Below are 18,147 nucleotides of genomic sequence, written 5' to 3'. Positions count from 1 at the left end.
CAGGAGGACCGATCGAGTTCGCTTGAAAGTGCTGTGATCAATCATGGGCATTAGTTGACTCATCTGGGATGGAGAGGCGCTCAAATTTTGCTGAGATGATCTTCTTTCTCCCAACAGAGTAAGGGCAAACAGCTCCCTCTCCCACAGGAGGACCGATCGAGTTCGCTTGAAAGTGCTGTGATCAATCATGAGCATTAGTTGACTCATCTGGGATGGAGAGGCGCTCAAATTTTGCTGAGATGATCTTCTTTCTCCCAACAGAGTAAGGGCTAACAGCTCCCTCTCCCTGTGGGAGAGGGTTGGGGTGAGGGGGAAATACGCCCCCTTTCACCCCAACAGCTTAAAGCGTATCCTAACCAACAGACCGCCTAGCGCGTCAGAACTCAGCAGTTCCGGGCGGGTGCCGTGATAAGCGGTAATATCTTTAACCAATGCCAGTCCCAACCCAGCCCCAGGCTGATCGCCTACGTTATCCAAACGACGAAACGGTTGCAGCGCAGCGACCGTCTGATCCTGAGCAATGCCTGGCCCGCTGTCTTCTATCTCTAACAGTCCCTGCCCATCCACCATCAATAAACGGGCGGTCACAATCCCCTTGGCTGGCGTGTATTTCAGTGCGTTATCCAACAGGTTGGCGCAAAGCTCCGCCAACAGCAACGCCTCACCGCCCACCCAACACACTCCCGCTCCTTCGTAGCCAAGATCGATCTGCTTGCTGCGGGCCTGCGGCAGCCGCGAAAAACAGGCGTCACGTAACACCTGCGCTAGATTAACCGGCAGCAACTTACGCTCGGCCTGATGCTCGTGCGCCTTCAGCCGCGAGAGGTATAGCAGGCGATCGGTCAACGCGACGGTACTGTCCAGAGTGGCGCTCATCCCTTCCAGACTCTCACGCCATTGCTCGGGCCGTTCGCTGGCCAATGCCACTCCTACCTGGGTTTTCAAAACCGTGAGCGGCGTACGTAGCTGGTGGGAGGCATCGGCACTAAAACGTTCCTGACGCGCCACCATCAATCGCAACCGCTCAATATAACGGTTGAATGCCAACAGCAGCGGCTGCATTTCCGACCAGGGCAACACCATTGGCAAAGGCGTCAGTTCCCCCGGTTCGCGCCGCAGCATCATGCTGGACAGCTTGCGCAACGGTTGCAGCAGCTTTTTCAACAGGATGTAAGCCAGAATGAGCGTCAATACCACCACTGTCCCCTGGCTGAGCAGCGCCGCCAGCAACATCTGCCGTGCCAGATAGCGCCGCGACTCCAGCGTTTCCGCCACCAGAATGGTCGCCATCCCCATAACCCCGCCCTCATTCACCGGCTGGAACAGCGCCGCCACGCGGATTGGCTGTCCGCGATAGTGCGCATCGTAAAAATGCACCAGGGCCGGATAGAGGTTGGAACGAGGAATATAGGGCGGCATCTTGGGCAAATCGTTATAGCCCGAAATATTCCGCCCCTCGGGGGATATCACCTGATAGTACAGCCGGTCGTTCATATTGCGCTCGAAGCTGTCCAGCACCACATAGGGCACATCCACCTCCAGGCGCTGATTGCGCACCACCAGCCTCTCCGCCACCGTGCGGGCCGACGCCAATAAGGTACGATCGTAGGCCAGCGTCGCCGCACTCATCGCGCTGAAATAGTGGGTGTAGATTGAGATCCCACCCAATGCCAGCAACGGCAAACCAAAGAACAGCAGCAACTGATAGAACAACGAACGCGGTGCTTTAAACCACCTCATCGCACAGCTCCAGGCTGTAGCCCAGACCCCGCAACGTCACGATCGCCACGTTGCTCCCCTGGAGTTTTTTACGTACGCGATGAACGTAAAGTTCGATGCTTTCGGGATTAGCCTCGTCAGAGAGCGTAAACACCTGCTCAAACAGTTGCTGCTTGGCGACCGGACGACCACGGCGATGCATCAAGGTGGTCAGCACCGCCAGCTCACGGGGAGTTAACGACAGGGGTTTTTCTGCCAGCAAGAAGTAGCCCTCGTCGTGATAGGTCAGCAAACCGTATTGCAACGCCTGTTGCGTCACACCAACGCTGCGGCGCAGCAACGCTCGGATGCGAGCCTCTAATTCATCCAGTTCAAAGGGCTTGGTGAGGTAGTCGTCAGCCCCAAGATTCAGCCCTTTAACCCGATCGGCCACCTCGGTACGGGCCGTCAATAGCAATACTGGCAGAGTCTGCCCACGCTTACGCAGCCGCGCCAACAGATCCAGGCCATTGAGCCGGGGCAGTGCGACATCCAGTACCACCAACGCATAGCTCTCGTGCAATAACAGATGGTCTGCCGCCACGCCGTCTATCGCCACATCCACCGCAAACCCAAGGCCGGTAAGGGCTTTCTGCAACCAATGAGCCAGTTCGGGGTGATCTTCCACTAACAAGAGACGCATATCACATCCTGTAAACTTTCCCGGTCGCTGAAAGGTAAATGAAAGGTTTATGTTTTAACAATTTGGCAACCCCGTGTCAGCGGGGATTCTCACAAACTGAAACAAAACCGATGGGGAAACGTCATGAAAACAATAATTACCCGTACGCTTACCGCCACTGTTCTGCTGTTCGCCGCCAACCAGGCGTTCGCAGTGGAAGCGCCAAAACGCACCGAATGTATCGCCCCAGCCAAACCCGGCGGAGGCTTCGATCTCACCTGCAAACTGATTCAGGTCTCCTTGCAAGAAACCAAGGCTATCGATAAGCCGATGCGCGTCACCTATATGCCCGGCGGCGTGGGAGCCGTTGCCTATAACGCCATCGTTGCCCAGCGGCCAGCCGAATTTGGCACCGTGGTAGCGTTCTCTGGCGGTTCCCTGCTGAACCTGTCACAAGGCAAGTTTGGCCGCTACAACGTGGATGATGTTAAGTGGCTGGCGGCAGTGGGTACCGATTACGGCATGATCGCCGTACGTGCCGATTCGCCTTACAAGACGCTGAAAGACTTGATGACAGCCTTCCAAAAAGACCCGAACAGCGTGGTATTTGGTGCTGGAGCCTCCATTGGCAGCCAGGACTGGATGAAAACCGCCCTGCTGGCCCGTGAAGTTGGCGTAGATCCCCACAAGATGCGCTATGTGGCGTTTGAAGGGGGCGGCGAGCCGGTGACCGCGCTGCTGGGTAATCACATTCAGGCGGTCTCCGGCGATTTGAGCGAGATGGTGCCTTACCTGAAGGGAGATAAGCTTCGTGTGCTGGCAGTGTATGCCGAAGAGCGCCTGCCGGGAGAGCTGGCAAACGTCCCTACAGCCAAGGAGCAGGGGTTCAATCTGGTGTGGCCGATCATCCGCGGTTTCTACCTTGGTCCAAAGGTCAGCGAGGCCGAGTATCAATGGTGGATCGACACCTTCAAAACCATGACAGCAACCGAGGAGTTCAAACAACAGCGCGATCTACGCGGCCTGTTTGAATTCAACCTGACCGGCAAAGAATTGGATACCTACGTGAAAAATCAGGTTACCCAGTATCGTGAACAGGCCAAAGCGTTCGGGCTGGCCAAATAACCGGGGGATTGGCATGAGCGATCGTATTTTTGCTGCTCTGTGGCTACTGCTGTGCGGCGGCGGCCTGTTTCTCGGTTGGGGCATCCAGAGCGAATACAGCTACGAACCTTTGGGGCCACGCCCCTTCCCTTTGGCCATCCTGAGCCTGATGGCCCTGTGTGCCGCCTTGCTGCTGTTGCGTCGGCCACAGTTAGTCGAGTGGCCACATAAAAACGTGCTGCAACGCCTGCTGGTGCTGGTGATCACGCTGGTGCTGTACGCCTGGGGATTCGAGTGGCTCGGTTTCCCACTGGCAACGGCTCTGCTGACTTTCAGCATTGGCCTGCTGTTCCAGGCCAGCATCAAAGCCGCGTTGATTTCAGGTGCCGTAATGGGCGTTTCTCTGTTCTACGCCTTTGATTATTTACTGGATGTCACACTGCCACTCGGCGTTTGGCTGAGCTAACGGGAGCGATAATGGAAACCTGGATGTATTTAACACAAGGGTTCGAGGTGGCATTGCTGCCCCAGAACCTGATGATTGCCCTGATCGGCTGCTTCGTGGGCACCATCGTCGGGCTGCTGCCGGGCCTTGGCCCGATCAACGGCGTGGCGATCCTCTTACCACTGGCTTTCGCTTTGAAGCTGCCCGCCGAATCGGCCTTGATCCTGCTGGCCACCGTGTATATCGGCTGTGAATACGGGGGGAGGATCTCTTCGATCCTGCTCAACGTCCCGGGGGATGCTGCCGCAATCATGACCGCGCTGGATGGCTACCCTATGGCCCAACAGGGCCGTGCAGGGGTTGCCCTGTCGATCTCCGCTGTCAGCTCTTTCACCGGCTCGCTGGTCGCCATTATCGGCATTATTCTGTTCGCCCCGATGCTGGCCCGCTGGTCGCTGGCGTTTGGCCCGGCGGAATACTTTGCCCTGATGGTCTTTGCCATTGCCTGCCTTGGCAGCATGATGAGCCAGAATCCGTTGAAATCTCTGCTGGCGGCACTGATTGGTCTGGGGTTGGCCACGGTGGGGGTGGACGCCAATACCGGCGTGTATCGCTTCACCTTCGGCAGCGTGCACCTCTCCGACGGCATTCAGTTTATTGTGGTGGTGATCGGGCTGTTCTCAGTCAGCGAGATTTTGCTGATGCTGGAAAGCACCAGCACGGGCCAGAAGCTGATCCGCAAAACCGGCCGTATGCTGTTTAACCGTAAAGAGGCCGCCGAGTGCGTTGGCCCTACCCTGAGATCCTCCTTTGTCGGTTTCTTCGTCGGTATTCTGCCCGGTGCCGGAGCGACCATTGCCAGTGCGCTTACTTATATGACCGAGAAGCGCATCAGCGGTAACAGTGAATCATTCGGTAAAGGGGATATTCGTGGCGTCGCCGCGCCGGAGGCCGCCAATAACGCTTCCGCCTGCGGTTCGTTTATCCCGATGCTGACCCTGGGCGTACCGGGTTCAGGTACTACGGCGGTCATGATGGGCGCACTAACGCTGTATAACATCACCCCTGGCCCGGCAATGTTCACCGAACAGCCGGATATCGTTTGGGGGCTGATCGCCGCGCTGCTGATCGCCAACGTCATGCTGTTGATCATGAACATCCCGTTGATTGGCCTGTTCACCCGTATGCTGACCGTGCCGCTGTGGTTCCTGGTACCGGCGATCGCCGCCGTTTCCGCAGTAGGGGTCTATGCGGTGCACAGCACCACCTTCGATTTACTGCTAATGGTGGGGCTAGGCGTGTTTGGCTATATCCTGCGCAAAATGCACTTCCCGATGTCGCCGCTGATCCTGGGATTTGTGCTGGGGGAAATGCTGGAGCAAAACCTGCGCCGGGCGTTGTCTATTAGCAATGGGAACTTTGACATTCTGTGGAGCAGTGCCATCGCCCAATGCCTGTTGGTGCTGGCCGTCGTGGTGTTGGTGTTACCCCCACTGCTGCGCAAACTCCGCAAGCACCGCCGTATCACTGGGGAAGCGACGGAAGTCGAGTAATGCAAAAAGGGCGCTGCACATGCAGCGCCCCGATGTTGTGAGCCGGTTGAAAATCGGGCGGGTTAAACCGCCCGACTTATTATTGGCGTATAACCTCAACAGCTTGCTCCAACGCCGTAATATCATCGCTGGCCAACAAAGGCTGGATGTTGGCGAACGCCTCAGCGGGCAAATCGTAAATCTGCAACGCGAGTAAACGCTCGATTGTCTCCGCAGAGAACCGCCGTTTAATCATCCGGGCCGGATTACCGCCAACGATAGCGTAGGGCTCGACATCCGCAGTCACCACGCTACCGGCGGCAACTATCGCCCCTTCGCCAATCGTCACACCAGGCATCAGCATGGCCCGCATCCCGATCCAGCAGCCATCGCCAAGGCTGGTATCACCTTTAGGCAAATAAGACGCCTGGATGGTTTCCATAAAGGGATACAGGCTCAGCCAATCAATACGATGGGTATGATTGCCGCCCATCAGGATCACCGCTTCGGCACCAATACAGACATAATCGCCAATGTGCAGCCTGTCTAGTTGCCCCAGGGGCTCCCACTGCTGGCTGACCGCATCGCCATGCAAATAGCGCACCACGGAACGTTCAAAGCTGTCATCCCAGCAATGGCTGTAATAACTGTGGGTTCCCTTGATCAGGATATTGGGGTTGGTTACCGTCTGGTGGAGTAATTCTACTTGTGACCAGTGTTTCTCAGTCATGGCTTCTTCTCTTAATTTATTGCAAGAGCCACGGAACGTAATGTCAGTGGCAGCGTTTTCCGTTCATAAAACACTGCCCAATCAAGCGATAAGCGCTCGTTTTAACCTTGGATTAATGATCATTTTCTGTTTGCACCCTGTTGTTTCGCGGCCAATGGTAACAAACTGGCGCAGAAAACCAAGCCTACTTGGCTTTTCTCAGCATCAATACCCCGCCCATCACCAACGCGCTCCCCAGTAGCTGCAACTGGTTCATGTTTTCCCCCAACAGGAAATAGGCAATGACCGCGGTAAATACCAGCTCCAGCGACAGGATCAGGTTAGCCACCGCCAGCGGCAGGGTTTTCAGGCTGATATTATACAGGCCAAACCCCAGCAGCGTTGGCCCGGCGGCCAGCGTGAGCAGCAACAACCAGCCGCTCCACTGAATGCCTTGAACGCCTTGGGACAGAAACCACAGGTCCCCCGCCATACCGTGAAATGCCGCCAAGGGGAAAAACGTCAGCAAGGTGTTGAACAACCACTGGTACACGGCGGAAAAACCGAATACGTACAGGATGGTATTCCACACCGGGTAGCGCCGCTCGCTGGCGATACGCCCGCCGAGGGTATACAAGGTATAACCAATGCCGGACAGCATGCCGACCATCAGCCCCAACAGATCAAACCGGCTGTTGCCCATGCTGTCGCCGTTGCTGACCAGGAAGCAGCCGCCCAGGCTGACCACAATCACCAACAACTCGCGCAGGCTGAGGCGTTCGTTGTACATCATCCAGCCCAGGAATACGGTAAAACCGACCGAGCAGTAGGTCAAAATAGTCGCCACCGAGGCGCCATTGAGCGCTACCGACAACGTCCATAAGCTGTTAAACAGCGCCAACAGCAAACCGTAGCCAGCGTAGAACGGCACCTGTTCACGGCGCAGATAGGCCCATTGCGGTTTGAACAGCAGCAATAAAGGTAACAACACCAGGGCCACCAGGGCCGCACGCCAGAAGGCCAGCACAAACGTCGGTAGATGGTAATACTCGGTCAGCGCGCGGATGATGATGGCGGTGAAGGCCAGCAGCATTGCACTGATTATGGCGATCACGTAACCCTGGTTGGTTCCCCGCAGGATCCCACCACTGACCACAACTGGTTCTGCTACAACACCCGACGGTAACGACATAACACCCTCAAAATTCCACCGCTTAATCATCTGGTGGAGATTTTAACGCGGCCAGATTTTGCCACCATAGCCACTTTGCCACGATGTTATGCAGGCCACTTTTATCGGTGCCAAGCCTTGTTACTATGGGATATAGTGAAAATAGACTTATATGACCGGGCCAATTTCATGCATATTCCACTGGATCGTCAGCAGGATATTCCGCTGTATCTTCAGATCGAAGAAGCGCTGCGTCGCGCCATTCTTGGCGGCACCTTTGCCGATGGCGATAAATTGCCGTCAACGCGCAGCCTGGCCGCCGAGCTTTCGGTCAGCCGCCTGACGGTGGAAAGTGCCTACGCCGAACTGACGGCCAAAGGATTGTTACAACAGCGGCGTGGCAGCGGTGCCTATGTCCGCCACCTGCAACCGGCCCCCATGCAGCAACGGCCAGCATCCAGCGAGCTATTCCCTGCGGATCGTTTCACCACCACGACATCGCGTCTGGACGGTTATCCAGATATTCCTTTGCCGGAGCACATCGTCAACTTTGCCGCAGGCGTCGGTAGCCCCAAGGTGTTCCCGCTTGAGGCGTTCCGCAAGATCCTACTGTCGATCCTCAGCCGTCATGCAGAAGAGGCCTTCAGCTATGGCGATTATTGTGGTTACTATCCGCTGCGTGACACGCTGAGCCGGATCCTGACCGCGCAAGGTATCCCCACCCGGGCCGAACAGGTGCTGATCACCAACGGCTCGCAACACGCCATCAGCCTGATTTTCCAGACGCTATTACGCCCAGGGGATACGGTGATTGTCGAGGAACCTACCTATGCAGAAGCTCTGGGATTGCTGCGCCTGCATCAGATCAACATTGTCCCAGTGCCCAGCGATCGTCATGGCATGTGCGTTGAGCAATTACCGGAACTGATCGCCCGGCATCAGCCCAAAATGATCTACACCATCCCCAATTTCAATAACCCCACCGGGCGCTGTATGAGCGAAGCCCGCCGCAGCCGCTTGCTGGCGTTGGCCCAGCAGGCCGGGATAGTGATCCTGGAAGACGATTTTGTTGGCGATCTACGTTACAACGGTAAAAGCCTGCCGTCATTGCGCGCCATGGCTCCCGCTGGCACGGTGATTTATGTCAGTACCTTCTCCAAAATGCTGCTGCCCAGTATGCGCATCGGTTATCTGGTGGCGGACAGCGAACAGTATCTGCAATTCTCGCGGCTCAAGCACGTCGACAGCTTTACCAGCTCTAACCTGATCCAGCGCGCGCTGGACGCCTTTGTCACCGTTGGCAGCTACGACAAGCAGCTGCGCCGGGCGGGAAGGATATACCGCCAGCACCGTGATGCTATGGTGGCTGCATTAAGCGAGCACCTGCCACCGGGCTGTCGGTTTGAAATTCCAGCGGGAGGGCTGTTTATCTGGCTGGAACTGCCACCTGCCGTAAGCACCACAACGTTGATGCCAATAGCCTGGCAACAGGGGGTCACCTTTGCCCGTGGCGAATGCTTTTATGTTGAGGAACAGCACGGCGCACATGGCCTGCGATTGAATTTTGCCGCCAATACGCCGGAGCTGATTACCGAAGGGATCGCCCGGCTTTGCCGGGCGATTGTTGAGGTTATGGGGAATTAAACGCTGGCCCACCAGAGCCGCAGTTTCATACCCCAATAGCTGGTCCAGCCGGTGGTGCTCTGCACTACCTTGCCTTGAGAGATCACCACGATGGTCGGCGTTACGCCAATCTGCCACTGCGCCGATAGCTTGCCCTGCTCATCGTTAACCACCGGCAGTTGCAACTTTTTAGCCGCCAACCACTGTTCAACCTGCTGGTCATTGCCCGAACGCAACGCCACGGTCATCACGTTACCGCCGTTTGCCACCAGCTTGGCCACGTAAGGCGTGGTAAAGCGGCAAACCCCGCACCAACTGGCCCAGAAATAGACCAACAAAGGTTTATCCTGGCTGAGTTGCGCCAATGACACCGGCTCTCCGTCCAAGGTTTCCAGCATGTGTTGGTCAAAGGTCAAGGGAGCCTGCGGGGCCCGCCACCAGTCCATGGCGAACGTCACGCCCAGCACGAGCAACAGCAAAATCAGCAGTTCGCGCGCCCAGCGCCGCAACCTAGCCATTTTTTACCTTCGCCAATTGCTGCTTCACTAACGCTTCCAGATCCTCATAAGACACCGCGCCCGGCAGCATCTGATCGCCAATCAGGGTGGCAGGCGTTCCCTGCACGCCAAACTGTTCCGCCAACTGCATATTGGTGCGCAGCGAGGTCATACTCTGCTCGCTGGGGGCAACCGGCTTAACGCCAGTTTTCTCTTGCGCTGCGGCGATGCTGGCATTGTCATGAAAGCCTTTTTTCGCCATCAGGCGCTGATGCAACGACCAGAACTGTTCAGGATGCTGTTCCCAAGCCGTCAACGCCACCCGTGATGAGGCGATCGAGCTTTCCCCTTTGAACGGCAGCAGTTTCACCACCAGCGCCACATCGGGATATTTGTTGACGATCTTCTCCAACATCGGATCAAACTGCTTACAGTACGGGCAGTTGTAATCGGTGAAAGCCACCAGCGTCAGCTTGGCATTCTTGGGCCCCAATCTTGGGCTGGCAGGATCGTCGAACAGGATTTTGCTATTTTGCTCAATCGCCTGGCCGAGTTGCTGGCCGTTGGTTTGCTGCTGCCAGGCGTTAACCGCTTCCGCCAGGATATCCGGGTTAGAGACCAGCGTTTCGCGGATCAGCTCTTTGATCCGCACTTCCTGCTCGGCGGTGAAAGGTGCCGCAGCCCAGACCGGGGTGACAATCAGCAGCAGTAACATCAGGAACTTGTTCATTATTGGTTTCCTTTGGCAGTAGACAGGGCTTGCAGAACGGCTTCGCGGGTGAGCAGCGGTGACAGCACTTCGCCGTCTGGCGAGCCGGGGCCATAGATTTGGTTAAAGGGAACGGCAACGCTGCCGCGCTGTTGCAGGAAGGTCGAGATGCTTTCAGACGGGCGGCTCCAATCACCGCGCAACGCCACCACATCCTCGGCGCTGAGTGCTTTTTGCACCTCGTCGCGCAGCAATACGTTGTATTTATTAGCCTTGCAGGTTACGCACCAGTCGGCAGTCACGTCGACAAACACCCGCTTGTTGTCGGCCAACGCCTGCACAATCGCCTGCTCAGAAAGCGGTTGCCAGGCGATGTTGTCGTGTAACGGCTGTCGCCATTGGTTGGCCGTCAACGATCCCACCAGCAATGCCAAACCGCCTACCACCAGGACGCTTGCCGCCGCGATCCCCGCTGACCGGGCACCTAACCGTTGCCACACCGCCAGCAATAAACCGAGCAGCAAGATGGCACCGACAATCAGAGTCGGTCTCACGCCGATATGGTTGGTCATCAGGCTAAGCAGCCAGAGCGAAGACACCAGCATCAGTAGACCTAGTACCAGCCTCATCCCATTCATCCAGCGGCCAGGGCGCGGCAGGCGTAACGCCAAGGTAGGCCATGCGGCAATCAGCAACCAGGGCAGGCTCATACCAATTCCCAAAGCCACAAACATACCCCAAAGCACCGGCAACGGGGCCGCCAATGCAAAGGCGACTGCCGTTCCCAGGAAAGGTGCCGAGCAAGGCGTTGCCAGCAGCGTGGCAAACGCTCCTTGCCAGAAATGACCGCTCAAGCCACGCCCGTTATGAGTGGCCAGCTTGGTATTCAACGAGGAAGAGAGTTGCAGGTGGAACAGGCCGAACAAATTGGCGCTGAACAGCAGCGTCACCAGCACCATAAAACCGATAAACCACGGGTTTTGGAATTGGATCCCCCAGCCCAGCGCGTGATTGCTCAGGCGCAGCAGCGTCATCAACAAGGCCAGCGCCATGAAGGACACCACGATCCCCAAGGAAGAGGCCAGAAATTGCCAACGCACGCTACGCCGATCGCGCTGTTCAACCTGCAAGATGGAGCCTAGCTTCATCCCCAGTACCGGCAGCACACAAGGCATCAGGTTAAGAATGAAACCGCCCGCTAACGCCATCAACACCGCTTGCCACAAGGGGAAAGCTGCGGTGGAGGGTAAAACAAGCGGCCCGCCAATGGTCAGCGTAGTCTCCTGAGCGATCCCACCATCGCTGATAACCAGCCGCAACTGTTTACCGCGCAGATCCGGAGCTGCGTCTCCCCAACCATCACTTACGGGAACTCGCGCTTGCAGGCTCTCGCCATCACTGCTGACCGTTGGCTTGCCCAAATCGGTCTCCGCCACCGTATCAAAGAACAGCTCAGGCTGCTGCCAACCCGCAGTGCGTTCAGCGCTAATCTGCAACTCACCGTTGCGATAACCGGCACGCAGGCTGTCCACCAGCCCGCTGGCAATCGGCACCTGCCCCATCGCCTGAGCAAAGTCGTGATTGAACTTTGGATCAGCCGGAGCGGTGAGATCCAGTTTGAACGGATAATCGGTCAAGATGCAGACATTGCTGCAGGTGGATAAGGTAAGCCTTCCCGCCAGTTGCTGTGGCACAGCCCCCTTTAACACGATGGGCAGAGTTACCTGCTGCTGATAGCCCTGCGTCGAGATCCCTGCCACGTCAAAGCGCTGCGGCGTTGGCCAGAACCAGGTTGCCGGTGGTGGGTTGCCCTGCCAGGTGATTGCTGGCGCAATGCCCCCTTCCCCTGGTGAGCGCCAGTAGGTTTTCCATCCTTTTTCTAGCTCGACAGCAAGCAGCACACGGGTTTCATCCCCGTTGCTGGTGTCGGCACGCAGCCTGACTTGCGCATGATCGTTCTGCGGGCTTTGCAGCCAGCCGCTATCCGCTGCCTGTGTCGCAGGTAGCCAAAGCACTAACAGGCAAGCCAACGCCAGCCTGATGATATTCCACATAGTTGTTCTCCATAAATAAATTAGTCACTCGGTTTGGCGAGGGATTAACTCATTCACGGAACACGCATAATCGCAGATGGACCCTGAGGGTGGTGGGGGAAATAACGCGTACGGGAGTGTAAGGCAGGCGTGGAGCGATGATAGGAGCCAGCAGGACCAGCAACATCCCCAGGCCAAACAGCACGTTTTCAAACATCACCGGTGGAGAGGCCAACAGCGATTTGGCACTCAGCTCACAAGGGGTCGTGGTGGTGGCCTCTTCATCACCGCTGGCCGAAGATTGGCTAACGCTGACAGTGGGCAGGCCAAGAGCTAATTGCAAGGTATGCAAACCCGCCATGCGCTGGGTGAGGCACGTCAGTACCACCAGGCAAGCCAGGGTTAAAAACCATTTTGCAATCCGCTGCCGATTTATCATCACGCCCTCAATGCCATATCTGCGCCTATCTTAGCGGCGCAAATAGGATAAGCAACGATTAGCCTGTAAAGAAATGTCTGGCGGCGGTATTGATGGCACGAAATTACAGGTATCATAAGCGATTAAGCCTGTGCTTTTCGCCGGGTATGTCGATTTTATACACTGCGAAGGACTGGTGATATGCAACCATTAAGTGGACCTGGCGCTCCTGGCGCAGCCGATCACCCTCCGACCGCAGGCAAAATACCCCCTGCCGACGATCAACCGCTCTCCCCAGCCCAACGCACCCAGTTGGAAAAACTGATCGTCAAGATCATGGCCCTCAGCCCGGCCAAATCCGCCGAGATCTGGGCCACGCTGCGTCATGAATTAGGGGCGGATAACCACAGCGAACTGTTGGCGCGCCATTTCCAACCGGCGGAGCAGCTACTGCAAAATCGCCTTGGCGTGGCACAACAGAGCCATGCCAGCCGACAACTGTTGCAACAGCTCACCGAACTGTTGCCACAAGGTAATAACCGCCAGGCGGTCAGCGACTTCATCCGCCAGCAGTTTGGCCATACGGTGTTAAGCCAGTTGAGCCACCCACAGCTCCAGCAAGTGTTGAACCTGCTGCAAACCGGCGAACTGACAATCCCTCACCCGCAACAAACGGCCACCAGCGATCGTTCGCTGCTGCCTGCGGAACATCAGCACTTACAGCTGCAGGTCACCAAGCTCAGCGCGGCTACCGGCGAGACAACGGCCAAACTCTGGCAGGCACTGTTCGATCTGGTCGGGGTAAAAATCAACGATCCGTTGCCCGCACGCCACTTTCAACTGCTCAGTCAGTTTATGCAGGTGAAATTGGCGCTCAGCCCACAAACGGCGCCGACGCTGCAAAACCTGCTGGCGGTATTGAAACAGCCAGCAGACCAGCAGGAGCAGCAACAGCTCAATGACTATTGCCAGCACCGCTTTAACGGCAACCTCAATACGCCGTTAACCCACGCGCAGCTAAACGACGTGATCCAGCAACTGTTTACCCGCCGTCTGGACAAGGCTGGCCACGCTCCGTCGCTACACAGTGACGTCCAACAGCCACAGCCATTGCTTAACCCGCTAATCGCCGCCCTGCCGCAGCCTTTACAGTCTGTATTGAGTAAGCCTTTGGCGCTGGTTGTCGGCGTTATCGTATTGGCATTGGTACTGTGGGCGCTGTTTTAACAACCGCACTCCGGTGCTTTATCCCGCCCCTGCATCGTCCCCTGCTCAACACCGATGGCCACCGGATGGCCATCGCGTAGCCAGAAATCCAGCCCGCCAATCAGCTCTTTGACCCGAAAACCGAGCTTGGCCAACTTGTATGCCCCCTGGGTGGAACCGTTACAGCCGATACCGTCGCAGTAGGTGACATAGACCTTGTCACGATCGAGAGATGAGGTGCTGCTTTCATCCATTAAGCGATGGGGAAAGCTCAGCGCTCCAGGAATATGCCCGGCGGAGTAAAGCGCGCTGGCACGGGTATCGATCACCACAATCTCATTGACGCCATTGCGCAAATCTTCCGCCACGTCCGCCGAGTCGGCGTAAAAGCTGAGCTTAGCCGCCAGATAATCCAGGCTTTGTGCTGCCGCTGCCGGGGGAAAAGCCAATACCAGTGAAGAGACGTTCATAGTGCAACTCCAGTGCCTTAAGGTTGATGACAATAGTGCCTGATTTTGGTCTTATGGTTGAGACCCATTTTGCCAAGGTAATAAGACCGATTATGTCTCAGGTATTGCTGACGCTATTTCAACAGGCGAATAACGCGACGGGCACACTACGTGAGCGAGTGTGTAATACGTTGCGCACGGCGATCCATAGCGGCACGTTAAGCGCGGGCCAGCGCCTGCCCTCCTCGCGGGTTCTGGCGGCCGATCTGAGCATCTCCCGGGTTACCGCCGAAGCCGCCTATGCGCAGTTGGAAGCCGAGGGATATCTACATCGTCGGGTGGGCCAAGGCACCTCTGTCGCTATCCAGATCGCCAAGCCTGCGCCAATACGCAAATCCAGCGGCCAACTGCGGCTCTCACAGCGCGGTTTGGCGATTGTGCAAACCGGTGGCTGCCGCGATCCACAACAACCACTACCGTTTGCTGCCGGTTCACCGGATCTGCGCGCCTTCCCGTTGAAGCTGTGGCAACAGCTCACCGCCCAACGGCTGCGGCTACAGGGGGAAAAGCTGCTGCGTTATGGCGATCCCCAAGGCTACTTGCCGCTGCGTGAAGCCATTGCCGGTTACGTCGGCCAAACCCGGGGCGTGAACTGCGACGCGGAACAGGTGATCGTCCTGACCAGTTCCCAACAGGCATTGCAGCTGATTGCCACCTTGCTGATCGATAACGGAGATGTGGTGTGGGTCGAGGAGCCTGGTTACAACGGGGCCAAGAACGCATTTACCAGCGCGGGAGCCAATCTGGTACCGGTGGCAGTGGATGAGGCCGGGCTGCAGCCAGACGGCTCGTTGCCTCCCCCTCGCCTGATCTATCTGACGCCTTCGCATCAGTACCCCACCGGCGTGGCACTCAGCCTGGAACGGCGATTGGCCCTATTGGAACAGGCCCGGCGATCGCAAAGTTGGATTATTGAGGATGACTACGACAGCGAGTTTCACTATGACGGCCAACCGATGCCCGCCATGCAGGGTCTGGATCGCCACGGTACGGTGCTGTATGTCGGCACCTTCTCCAAAGCGCTGTTCCCTTCGCTACGGCTGGCCTATCTGATTGTGCCCCCCGCATTGGTGGCAGCGTTTACCACCGCACGTTCGGTATATGACGGCCATTGCGCTCAGTTGGCACAGGCCGTCACGGCAGAGTTTATTCTGCAAGGGCATTTTGCTGCCCACATCCGTTACATGCGCCAACTCTATCGCAGCCGCCGTGATTGGCTACTAACGCAGCTAGCACAGCACCTGGGGCATTTTGCTACGCCACAACACGCGGGCGGCGGGCTTCAGCTCGGCGTTTGGCTACCGGTGGGCCAAGAGGCAGAACTGACCCGACAGGCGCAACAGTTAGGCGTCATTACCCCCGGCCTGTCCACCCAGTATCAGAACGCCAGCGCCAGACGCGACGGCTGGTTACTGGGGTTCTCGGCCCTCACGCCAGGGGAGATTACCCTGGCCGTGGAGCGGTTGAGCCGAATTAACCCAGTAACAGCCACCCCACCAACGTAGCCCATGCCAGGAAGGGTATCGAATAGTAATGGAACCGCAGCCAGATCTGGCGTTCCCCCGCCATCCGCAGGGCGATCAGGTTCGCCAGTGAGCCGATCGCCAGGCCAAATCCCCCGGCGTTTACCGCATAGGCCACCAAGGCGCTGGACGGCACATAGTTCAGCAACAAAATGGTCGCCGGGACGTTGCTGATCACTTGGGATAAAGCGATCCCCAACACATATACGCTGCCGTCCGCCAGCGAGGCAATCTGGTCAAACAGCGGCTGCAGCGCTGGCAGTTGGGTCAGCAAGCCAATATTGATAAACATGGCGAGAAATACGAAGATCAGGCTCCAGTCAATCTGCAGCAGCACCTGGCGAGCCAACAGCAGAAAACCGGCAAACACCAGTAACATGCCATACAACGGCACGTCCAAATCCAAGCAGATCAGAAAGGCCACATACAGCGCGACACTGGCCAGCAACAGGCGCATTTGATAAGGATAGGGTTGGGTGTTAGGGGCTTTGACAATTTTCCGCGCCGGGAAACTGAACCAGGTGACCACCAGCAGGCTCAGCATCATGATAATGCCGAACGGTGCCATGCGCCCGATAAACTCCATAAAGGTCAGCGAAGACTTGCTCCACAGCAAAATATTCTGCGGATTGCCAATCGGTGTCAGCAACGACCCGGCGTTAACCGCCAGTGCCTGGAAGATGATCAGGCGGCTTATCGGCAGTGAAGAAAGCTTTTTCAGCGTAATGGTCAACGGGATAACGATAAACAGCGCCACATCGTTGGTGAGAAACGACGACAGCACCGCAGCAGCACACACCAGAAACAGTGCCAGTGAACGTTCACTTTGCAGGGTGTTCACAATCTGGCGGCCGATAAAATCAAAATAGCCACTAACCTCAACGCCTTTGGTCAGCAGCATCAACCCCAGCAGGGTCATAATGGTGCGCCAATCGATAAAGCCAGAGAGTGCCCTCAGCGGCTGTGGCCCAATGGCGTACAGCAGCATCCCCATCAGCAGCAACGCATGCAGGAAGCGGTCATGCAAAAATGGCCTCAACAAACTGGTCAGCGCATTTGAACTCATGGATTTACTCTTATTTTTCAAGCGAAGGCTGGAAAACGACGTTAGCCGAAGCTCTTGAATTACGCCAGTAAAAAAGCACGTTGCCCTTTCCATTTATCGTATTTTGTTTTATACCCGTCGTCTTTCCCTGCTTTTAGGATTTTCTATGGCCAATTCCATTGCCAAAAGGCTGCTGCTCAGCGCGGCGCTGATGCTGCTAGCCGCCTGTAACGATGCCAACACCCGCCCCCAGATCGACATCGAAGGCAAAACCATGGGGACGTTCTATAGCGTAAAGGTCAGCGGCACTATCACCGAGAGCAAACAACAATTGCAGCAGGAGATCGATGCGCTGCTGGAGCAGGCCAACGACGATATTTCCACTTACCGCCCCGATTCAGTGTTATCCCGCTTCAACCAAAACACCACTGCCGAGCCGCAGCCCATCCCCCGTGGAATGGCCGATATCATCCTCACCGCTCAGCGCATTGGCCGTGATACCGGAGGTGCTATGGATATCACCGTCGGCCCTTTGGTTAACCTGTGGGGATTCGGCCCGGATAAGCGGGCCGTCAAAGTCCCCAGCCAGCAGCAGATCGACGCGGCTCGCCAGCATATTGGTTTGCAACATCTGAAACTGCTGAGCGACAGCCGGGGTGAATGGCTGCAAAAAGATCTGCCGGAGATGTATGTCGATCTCTCCACGCTAGGCGAAGGTTACGGCGTGGATCAGTTGGTCCAGTTGATGGCGCGCAAAGGCATCACCAACTATCTGGTATCGGTGGGTGGAGCCGTTTCATCACGCGGCGTGAATGGCCAGAACAAGCCTTGGAGGGTGGCAATCCAAAAGCCCACTGACCGGGAAAATGCGGTGCAAGCGCTGGTGGATTTGCAAGGCTACGGCATCAGCACGGCGGGGAGTTATCGTAACTACTTCGAGCAGGACGGTCAGCGCTATTCCCACGTGATCGATCCCGTCACCGGGCGGCCTATCACCCATAAGCTGGTTTCCGTTACGGTGATTGCCCCTACGGCGTTGGAAGCCGATGGTTGGGATACCGGGTTGATGGTGCTGGGCACGGAAAAAGCGCTGAAACTGGCCGAAGAGAAAGGACTGGCGGTGTATCTGATCAGCAAAACCGATGACGGTTTCAGCGCGACGATGACGCCGCAGTTTAAGGCATTTTTGGTGCAGTAAAGGGTTTTGATTCCCATGTTGTCCCCTCACCCTAACCCTCTCCCA

The 18,147-nt window shown here is 56.8% G+C and carries 17 protein-coding genes; 7 read left to right on the top strand and 10 right to left on the bottom strand.

Going from position 1 to position 18,147, the window contains the following annotated elements:
* Nucleotides 1–327 precede the first annotated feature (327 nt).
* Together IMQ33_RS23875 and tctD are read right to left on the bottom strand one after the other, a co-directional pair.
* On the bottom strand, nucleotides 328–1,740 hold the full coding sequence (locus tag IMQ33_RS23875; protein WP_024530653.1) for a sensor histidine kinase: 1,413 nt from the start codon (nucleotides 1,738–1,740) through the stop codon (nucleotides 328–330).
* The gene (gene tctD / locus IMQ33_RS23870) at nucleotides 1,727–2,401 is read right to left on the bottom strand and encodes a transcriptional regulator TctD (RefSeq protein WP_024530652.1); all 675 of its coding nucleotides are present in this window, start codon (nucleotides 2,399–2,401) and stop codon (nucleotides 1,727–1,729) included. Before tctD ends, IMQ33_RS23875 begins: the two co-directional genes overlap by 14 nt.
* Before the next feature lie 123 nt (nucleotides 2,402–2,524).
* Here tctD and IMQ33_RS23865 point away from each other — a divergent pair, with 123 nt between their 5' ends.
* The 3 genes from IMQ33_RS23865 to IMQ33_RS23855 are packed head-to-tail and all read left to right on the top strand — an operon-like array spanning nucleotide 2,525 to nucleotide 5,482.
* Nucleotides 2,525–3,505 carry a tripartite tricarboxylate transporter substrate binding protein gene (locus IMQ33_RS23865; RefSeq protein ID WP_021178586.1) on the top strand — a complete coding sequence of 327 codons (981 nt, stop codon included), beginning with the start codon at nucleotides 2,525–2,527 and terminating at the stop codon, nucleotides 3,503–3,505.
* 13 nt (nucleotides 3,506–3,518) lie between these two features.
* Nucleotides 3,519–3,950: a tripartite tricarboxylate transporter TctB family protein gene (locus tag IMQ33_RS23860; protein ID WP_065683070.1), complete on the top strand. Its 432-nt coding sequence runs from the start codon at nucleotides 3,519–3,521 to the stop codon at nucleotides 3,948–3,950.
* An 11-nt stretch (nucleotides 3,951–3,961) separates the two neighbouring features.
* Entirely contained in the window at nucleotides 3,962–5,482 is a 1,521-nt protein-coding gene (locus IMQ33_RS23855) for a tripartite tricarboxylate transporter permease (protein ID WP_196062802.1), read from the top strand.
* 79 nt (nucleotides 5,483–5,561) lie between these two features.
* On the opposite strand, the gene IMQ33_RS23850 is transcribed toward IMQ33_RS23855, so the two are convergent.
* Entirely contained in the window at nucleotides 5,562–6,191 is a 630-nt protein-coding gene (locus IMQ33_RS23850; RefSeq protein ID WP_065683068.1) for a CatB-related O-acetyltransferase, read from the bottom strand.
* A gap of 184 nt (nucleotides 6,192–6,375) precedes the next feature.
* A complete protein-coding gene (locus IMQ33_RS23845; protein WP_074028069.1) occupies nucleotides 6,376–7,362 on the bottom strand; it encodes a DMT family transporter in 987 nt (328 codons plus the stop codon).
* A 168-nt stretch (nucleotides 7,363–7,530) separates the two neighbouring features.
* Here IMQ33_RS23845 and IMQ33_RS23840 point away from each other — a divergent pair, with 168 nt between their 5' ends.
* Nucleotides 7,531–8,985 (top strand): PLP-dependent aminotransferase family protein, encoded by a 1,455-nt coding sequence (locus IMQ33_RS23840; RefSeq protein WP_065683066.1) that lies wholly within the window; start codon nucleotides 7,531–7,533, stop codon nucleotides 8,983–8,985.
* On the opposite strand, the gene IMQ33_RS23835 is transcribed toward IMQ33_RS23840, so the two are convergent.
* The 4 genes from IMQ33_RS23835 to IMQ33_RS23820 are packed head-to-tail and all read right to left on the bottom strand — an operon-like array spanning nucleotide 8,982 to nucleotide 12,642.
* Nucleotides 8,982–9,482 (bottom strand): protein disulfide oxidoreductase, encoded by a 501-nt coding sequence (locus IMQ33_RS23835; protein ID WP_161713985.1) that lies wholly within the window; start codon nucleotides 9,480–9,482, stop codon nucleotides 8,982–8,984. The two genes, IMQ33_RS23840 and IMQ33_RS23835, sit on opposite strands and share 4 nt — an antisense overlap.
* Entirely contained in the window at nucleotides 9,475–10,191 is a 717-nt protein-coding gene (locus IMQ33_RS23830) for a DsbA family protein (RefSeq protein WP_065683064.1), read from the bottom strand. The genes IMQ33_RS23835 and IMQ33_RS23830 overlap by 8 nt, the downstream gene beginning before the upstream one ends.
* A complete protein-coding gene (locus IMQ33_RS23825) occupies nucleotides 10,191–12,224 on the bottom strand; it encodes a protein-disulfide reductase DsbD (RefSeq protein ID WP_196062801.1) in 2,034 nt (677 codons plus the stop codon). Before IMQ33_RS23825 ends, IMQ33_RS23830 begins: the two co-directional genes overlap by 1 nt.
* Before the next feature lie 49 nt (nucleotides 12,225–12,273).
* Complete coding sequence (locus IMQ33_RS23820) at nucleotides 12,274–12,642, bottom strand: copper resistance protein (RefSeq protein WP_196062800.1); 369 nt, start codon at nucleotides 12,640–12,642, stop codon at nucleotides 12,274–12,276.
* Nucleotides 12,643–12,822: 180 nt separating this feature from the next.
* On the opposite strand from IMQ33_RS23820, the gene flk reads away from it, so the two are divergent.
* A complete protein-coding gene (gene flk, locus IMQ33_RS23815; RefSeq protein WP_196062799.1) occupies nucleotides 12,823–13,848 on the top strand; it encodes a flagella biosynthesis regulator Flk in 1,026 nt (341 codons plus the stop codon).
* Here the strand turns inward: flk and IMQ33_RS23810 are convergent.
* The gene (locus IMQ33_RS23810; RefSeq protein WP_174334916.1) at nucleotides 13,845–14,297 is read right to left on the bottom strand and encodes a rhodanese-like domain-containing protein; all 453 of its coding nucleotides are present in this window, start codon (nucleotides 14,295–14,297) and stop codon (nucleotides 13,845–13,847) included. The two genes, flk and IMQ33_RS23810, sit on opposite strands and share 4 nt — an antisense overlap.
* Before the next feature lie 92 nt (nucleotides 14,298–14,389).
* On the opposite strand from IMQ33_RS23810, the gene IMQ33_RS23805 reads away from it, so the two are divergent.
* Nucleotides 14,390–15,841: a PLP-dependent aminotransferase family protein gene (locus IMQ33_RS23805; protein ID WP_370573023.1), complete on the top strand. Its 1,452-nt coding sequence runs from the start codon at nucleotides 14,390–14,392 to the stop codon at nucleotides 15,839–15,841.
* On the opposite strand, the gene IMQ33_RS23800 is transcribed toward IMQ33_RS23805, so the two are convergent.
* A complete protein-coding gene (locus tag IMQ33_RS23800; protein WP_024486882.1) occupies nucleotides 15,810–16,925 on the bottom strand; it encodes an SLC13 family permease in 1,116 nt (371 codons plus the stop codon). The two genes, IMQ33_RS23805 and IMQ33_RS23800, sit on opposite strands and share 32 nt — an antisense overlap.
* 145 nt (nucleotides 16,926–17,070) lie before the next feature.
* On the opposite strand from IMQ33_RS23800, the gene apbE reads away from it, so the two are divergent.
* Nucleotides 17,071–18,102 (top strand): FAD:protein FMN transferase ApbE, encoded by a 1,032-nt coding sequence (gene apbE / locus IMQ33_RS23795; RefSeq protein WP_121607416.1) that lies wholly within the window; start codon nucleotides 17,071–17,073, stop codon nucleotides 18,100–18,102.
* Nucleotides 18,103–18,147: the final 45 nt, after the last annotated feature.

It is taken from the genome of Serratia sp. Res13-Sevr-LER1-36-b, from assembly GCF_015673035.1.
GTDB lineage: Bacteria > Pseudomonadota > Gammaproteobacteria > Enterobacterales > Enterobacteriaceae > Chania > Chania fonticola_C.
Note: the sequence above shows the minus strand (reverse complement) of the source record. Positions and strands in the feature narration are given on the sequence as shown.

Bases quoted from the DNA above. Each gene is read 5' to 3' on its own strand.
- IMQ33_RS23875 (WP_024530653.1), bottom strand. From the start codon at position 1,740: ATGAGGTGGTTTAAAGCACCGCGTTCGTTGTTCTATCAGTTGCTGCTG.
- tctD (WP_024530652.1), bottom strand. From the start codon at position 2,401: ATGCGTCTCTTGTTAGTGGAAGATCACCCCGAACTGGCTCATTGGTTG.
- IMQ33_RS23865 (WP_021178586.1), top strand. From the start codon at position 2,525: ATGAAAACAATAATTACCCGTACGCTTACCGCCACTGTTCTGCTGTTC.
- IMQ33_RS23860 (WP_065683070.1), top strand. From the start codon at position 3,519: ATGAGCGATCGTATTTTTGCTGCTCTGTGGCTACTGCTGTGCGGCGGC.
- IMQ33_RS23855 (WP_196062802.1), top strand. From the start codon at position 3,962: ATGGAAACCTGGATGTATTTAACACAAGGGTTCGAGGTGGCATTGCTG.
- IMQ33_RS23850 (WP_065683068.1), bottom strand. From the start codon at position 6,191: ATGACTGAGAAACACTGGTCACAAGTAGAATTACTCCACCAGACGGTA.
- IMQ33_RS23845 (WP_074028069.1), bottom strand. From the start codon at position 7,362: ATGTCGTTACCGTCGGGTGTTGTAGCAGAACCAGTTGTGGTCAGTGGT.
- IMQ33_RS23840 (WP_065683066.1), top strand. From the start codon at position 7,531: ATGCATATTCCACTGGATCGTCAGCAGGATATTCCGCTGTATCTTCAG.
- IMQ33_RS23835 (WP_161713985.1), bottom strand. From the start codon at position 9,482: ATGGCTAGGTTGCGGCGCTGGGCGCGCGAACTGCTGATTTTGCTGTTG.
- IMQ33_RS23830 (WP_065683064.1), bottom strand. From the start codon at position 10,191: ATGAACAAGTTCCTGATGTTACTGCTGCTGATTGTCACCCCGGTCTGG.
- IMQ33_RS23825 (WP_196062801.1), bottom strand. From the start codon at position 12,224: ATGTGGAATATCATCAGGCTGGCGTTGGCTTGCCTGTTAGTGCTTTGG.
- IMQ33_RS23820 (WP_196062800.1), bottom strand. From the start codon at position 12,642: ATGATAAATCGGCAGCGGATTGCAAAATGGTTTTTAACCCTGGCTTGC.
- flk (WP_196062799.1), top strand. From the start codon at position 12,823: ATGCAACCATTAAGTGGACCTGGCGCTCCTGGCGCAGCCGATCACCCT.
- IMQ33_RS23810 (WP_174334916.1), bottom strand. From the start codon at position 14,297: ATGAACGTCTCTTCACTGGTATTGGCTTTTCCCCCGGCAGCGGCAGCA.
- IMQ33_RS23805 (WP_370573023.1), top strand. From the start codon at position 14,390: ATGTCTCAGGTATTGCTGACGCTATTTCAACAGGCGAATAACGCGACG.
- IMQ33_RS23800 (WP_024486882.1), bottom strand. From the start codon at position 16,925: ATGAGTTCAAATGCGCTGACCAGTTTGTTGAGGCCATTTTTGCATGAC.
- apbE (WP_121607416.1), top strand. From the start codon at position 17,071: ATGGCCAATTCCATTGCCAAAAGGCTGCTGCTCAGCGCGGCGCTGATG.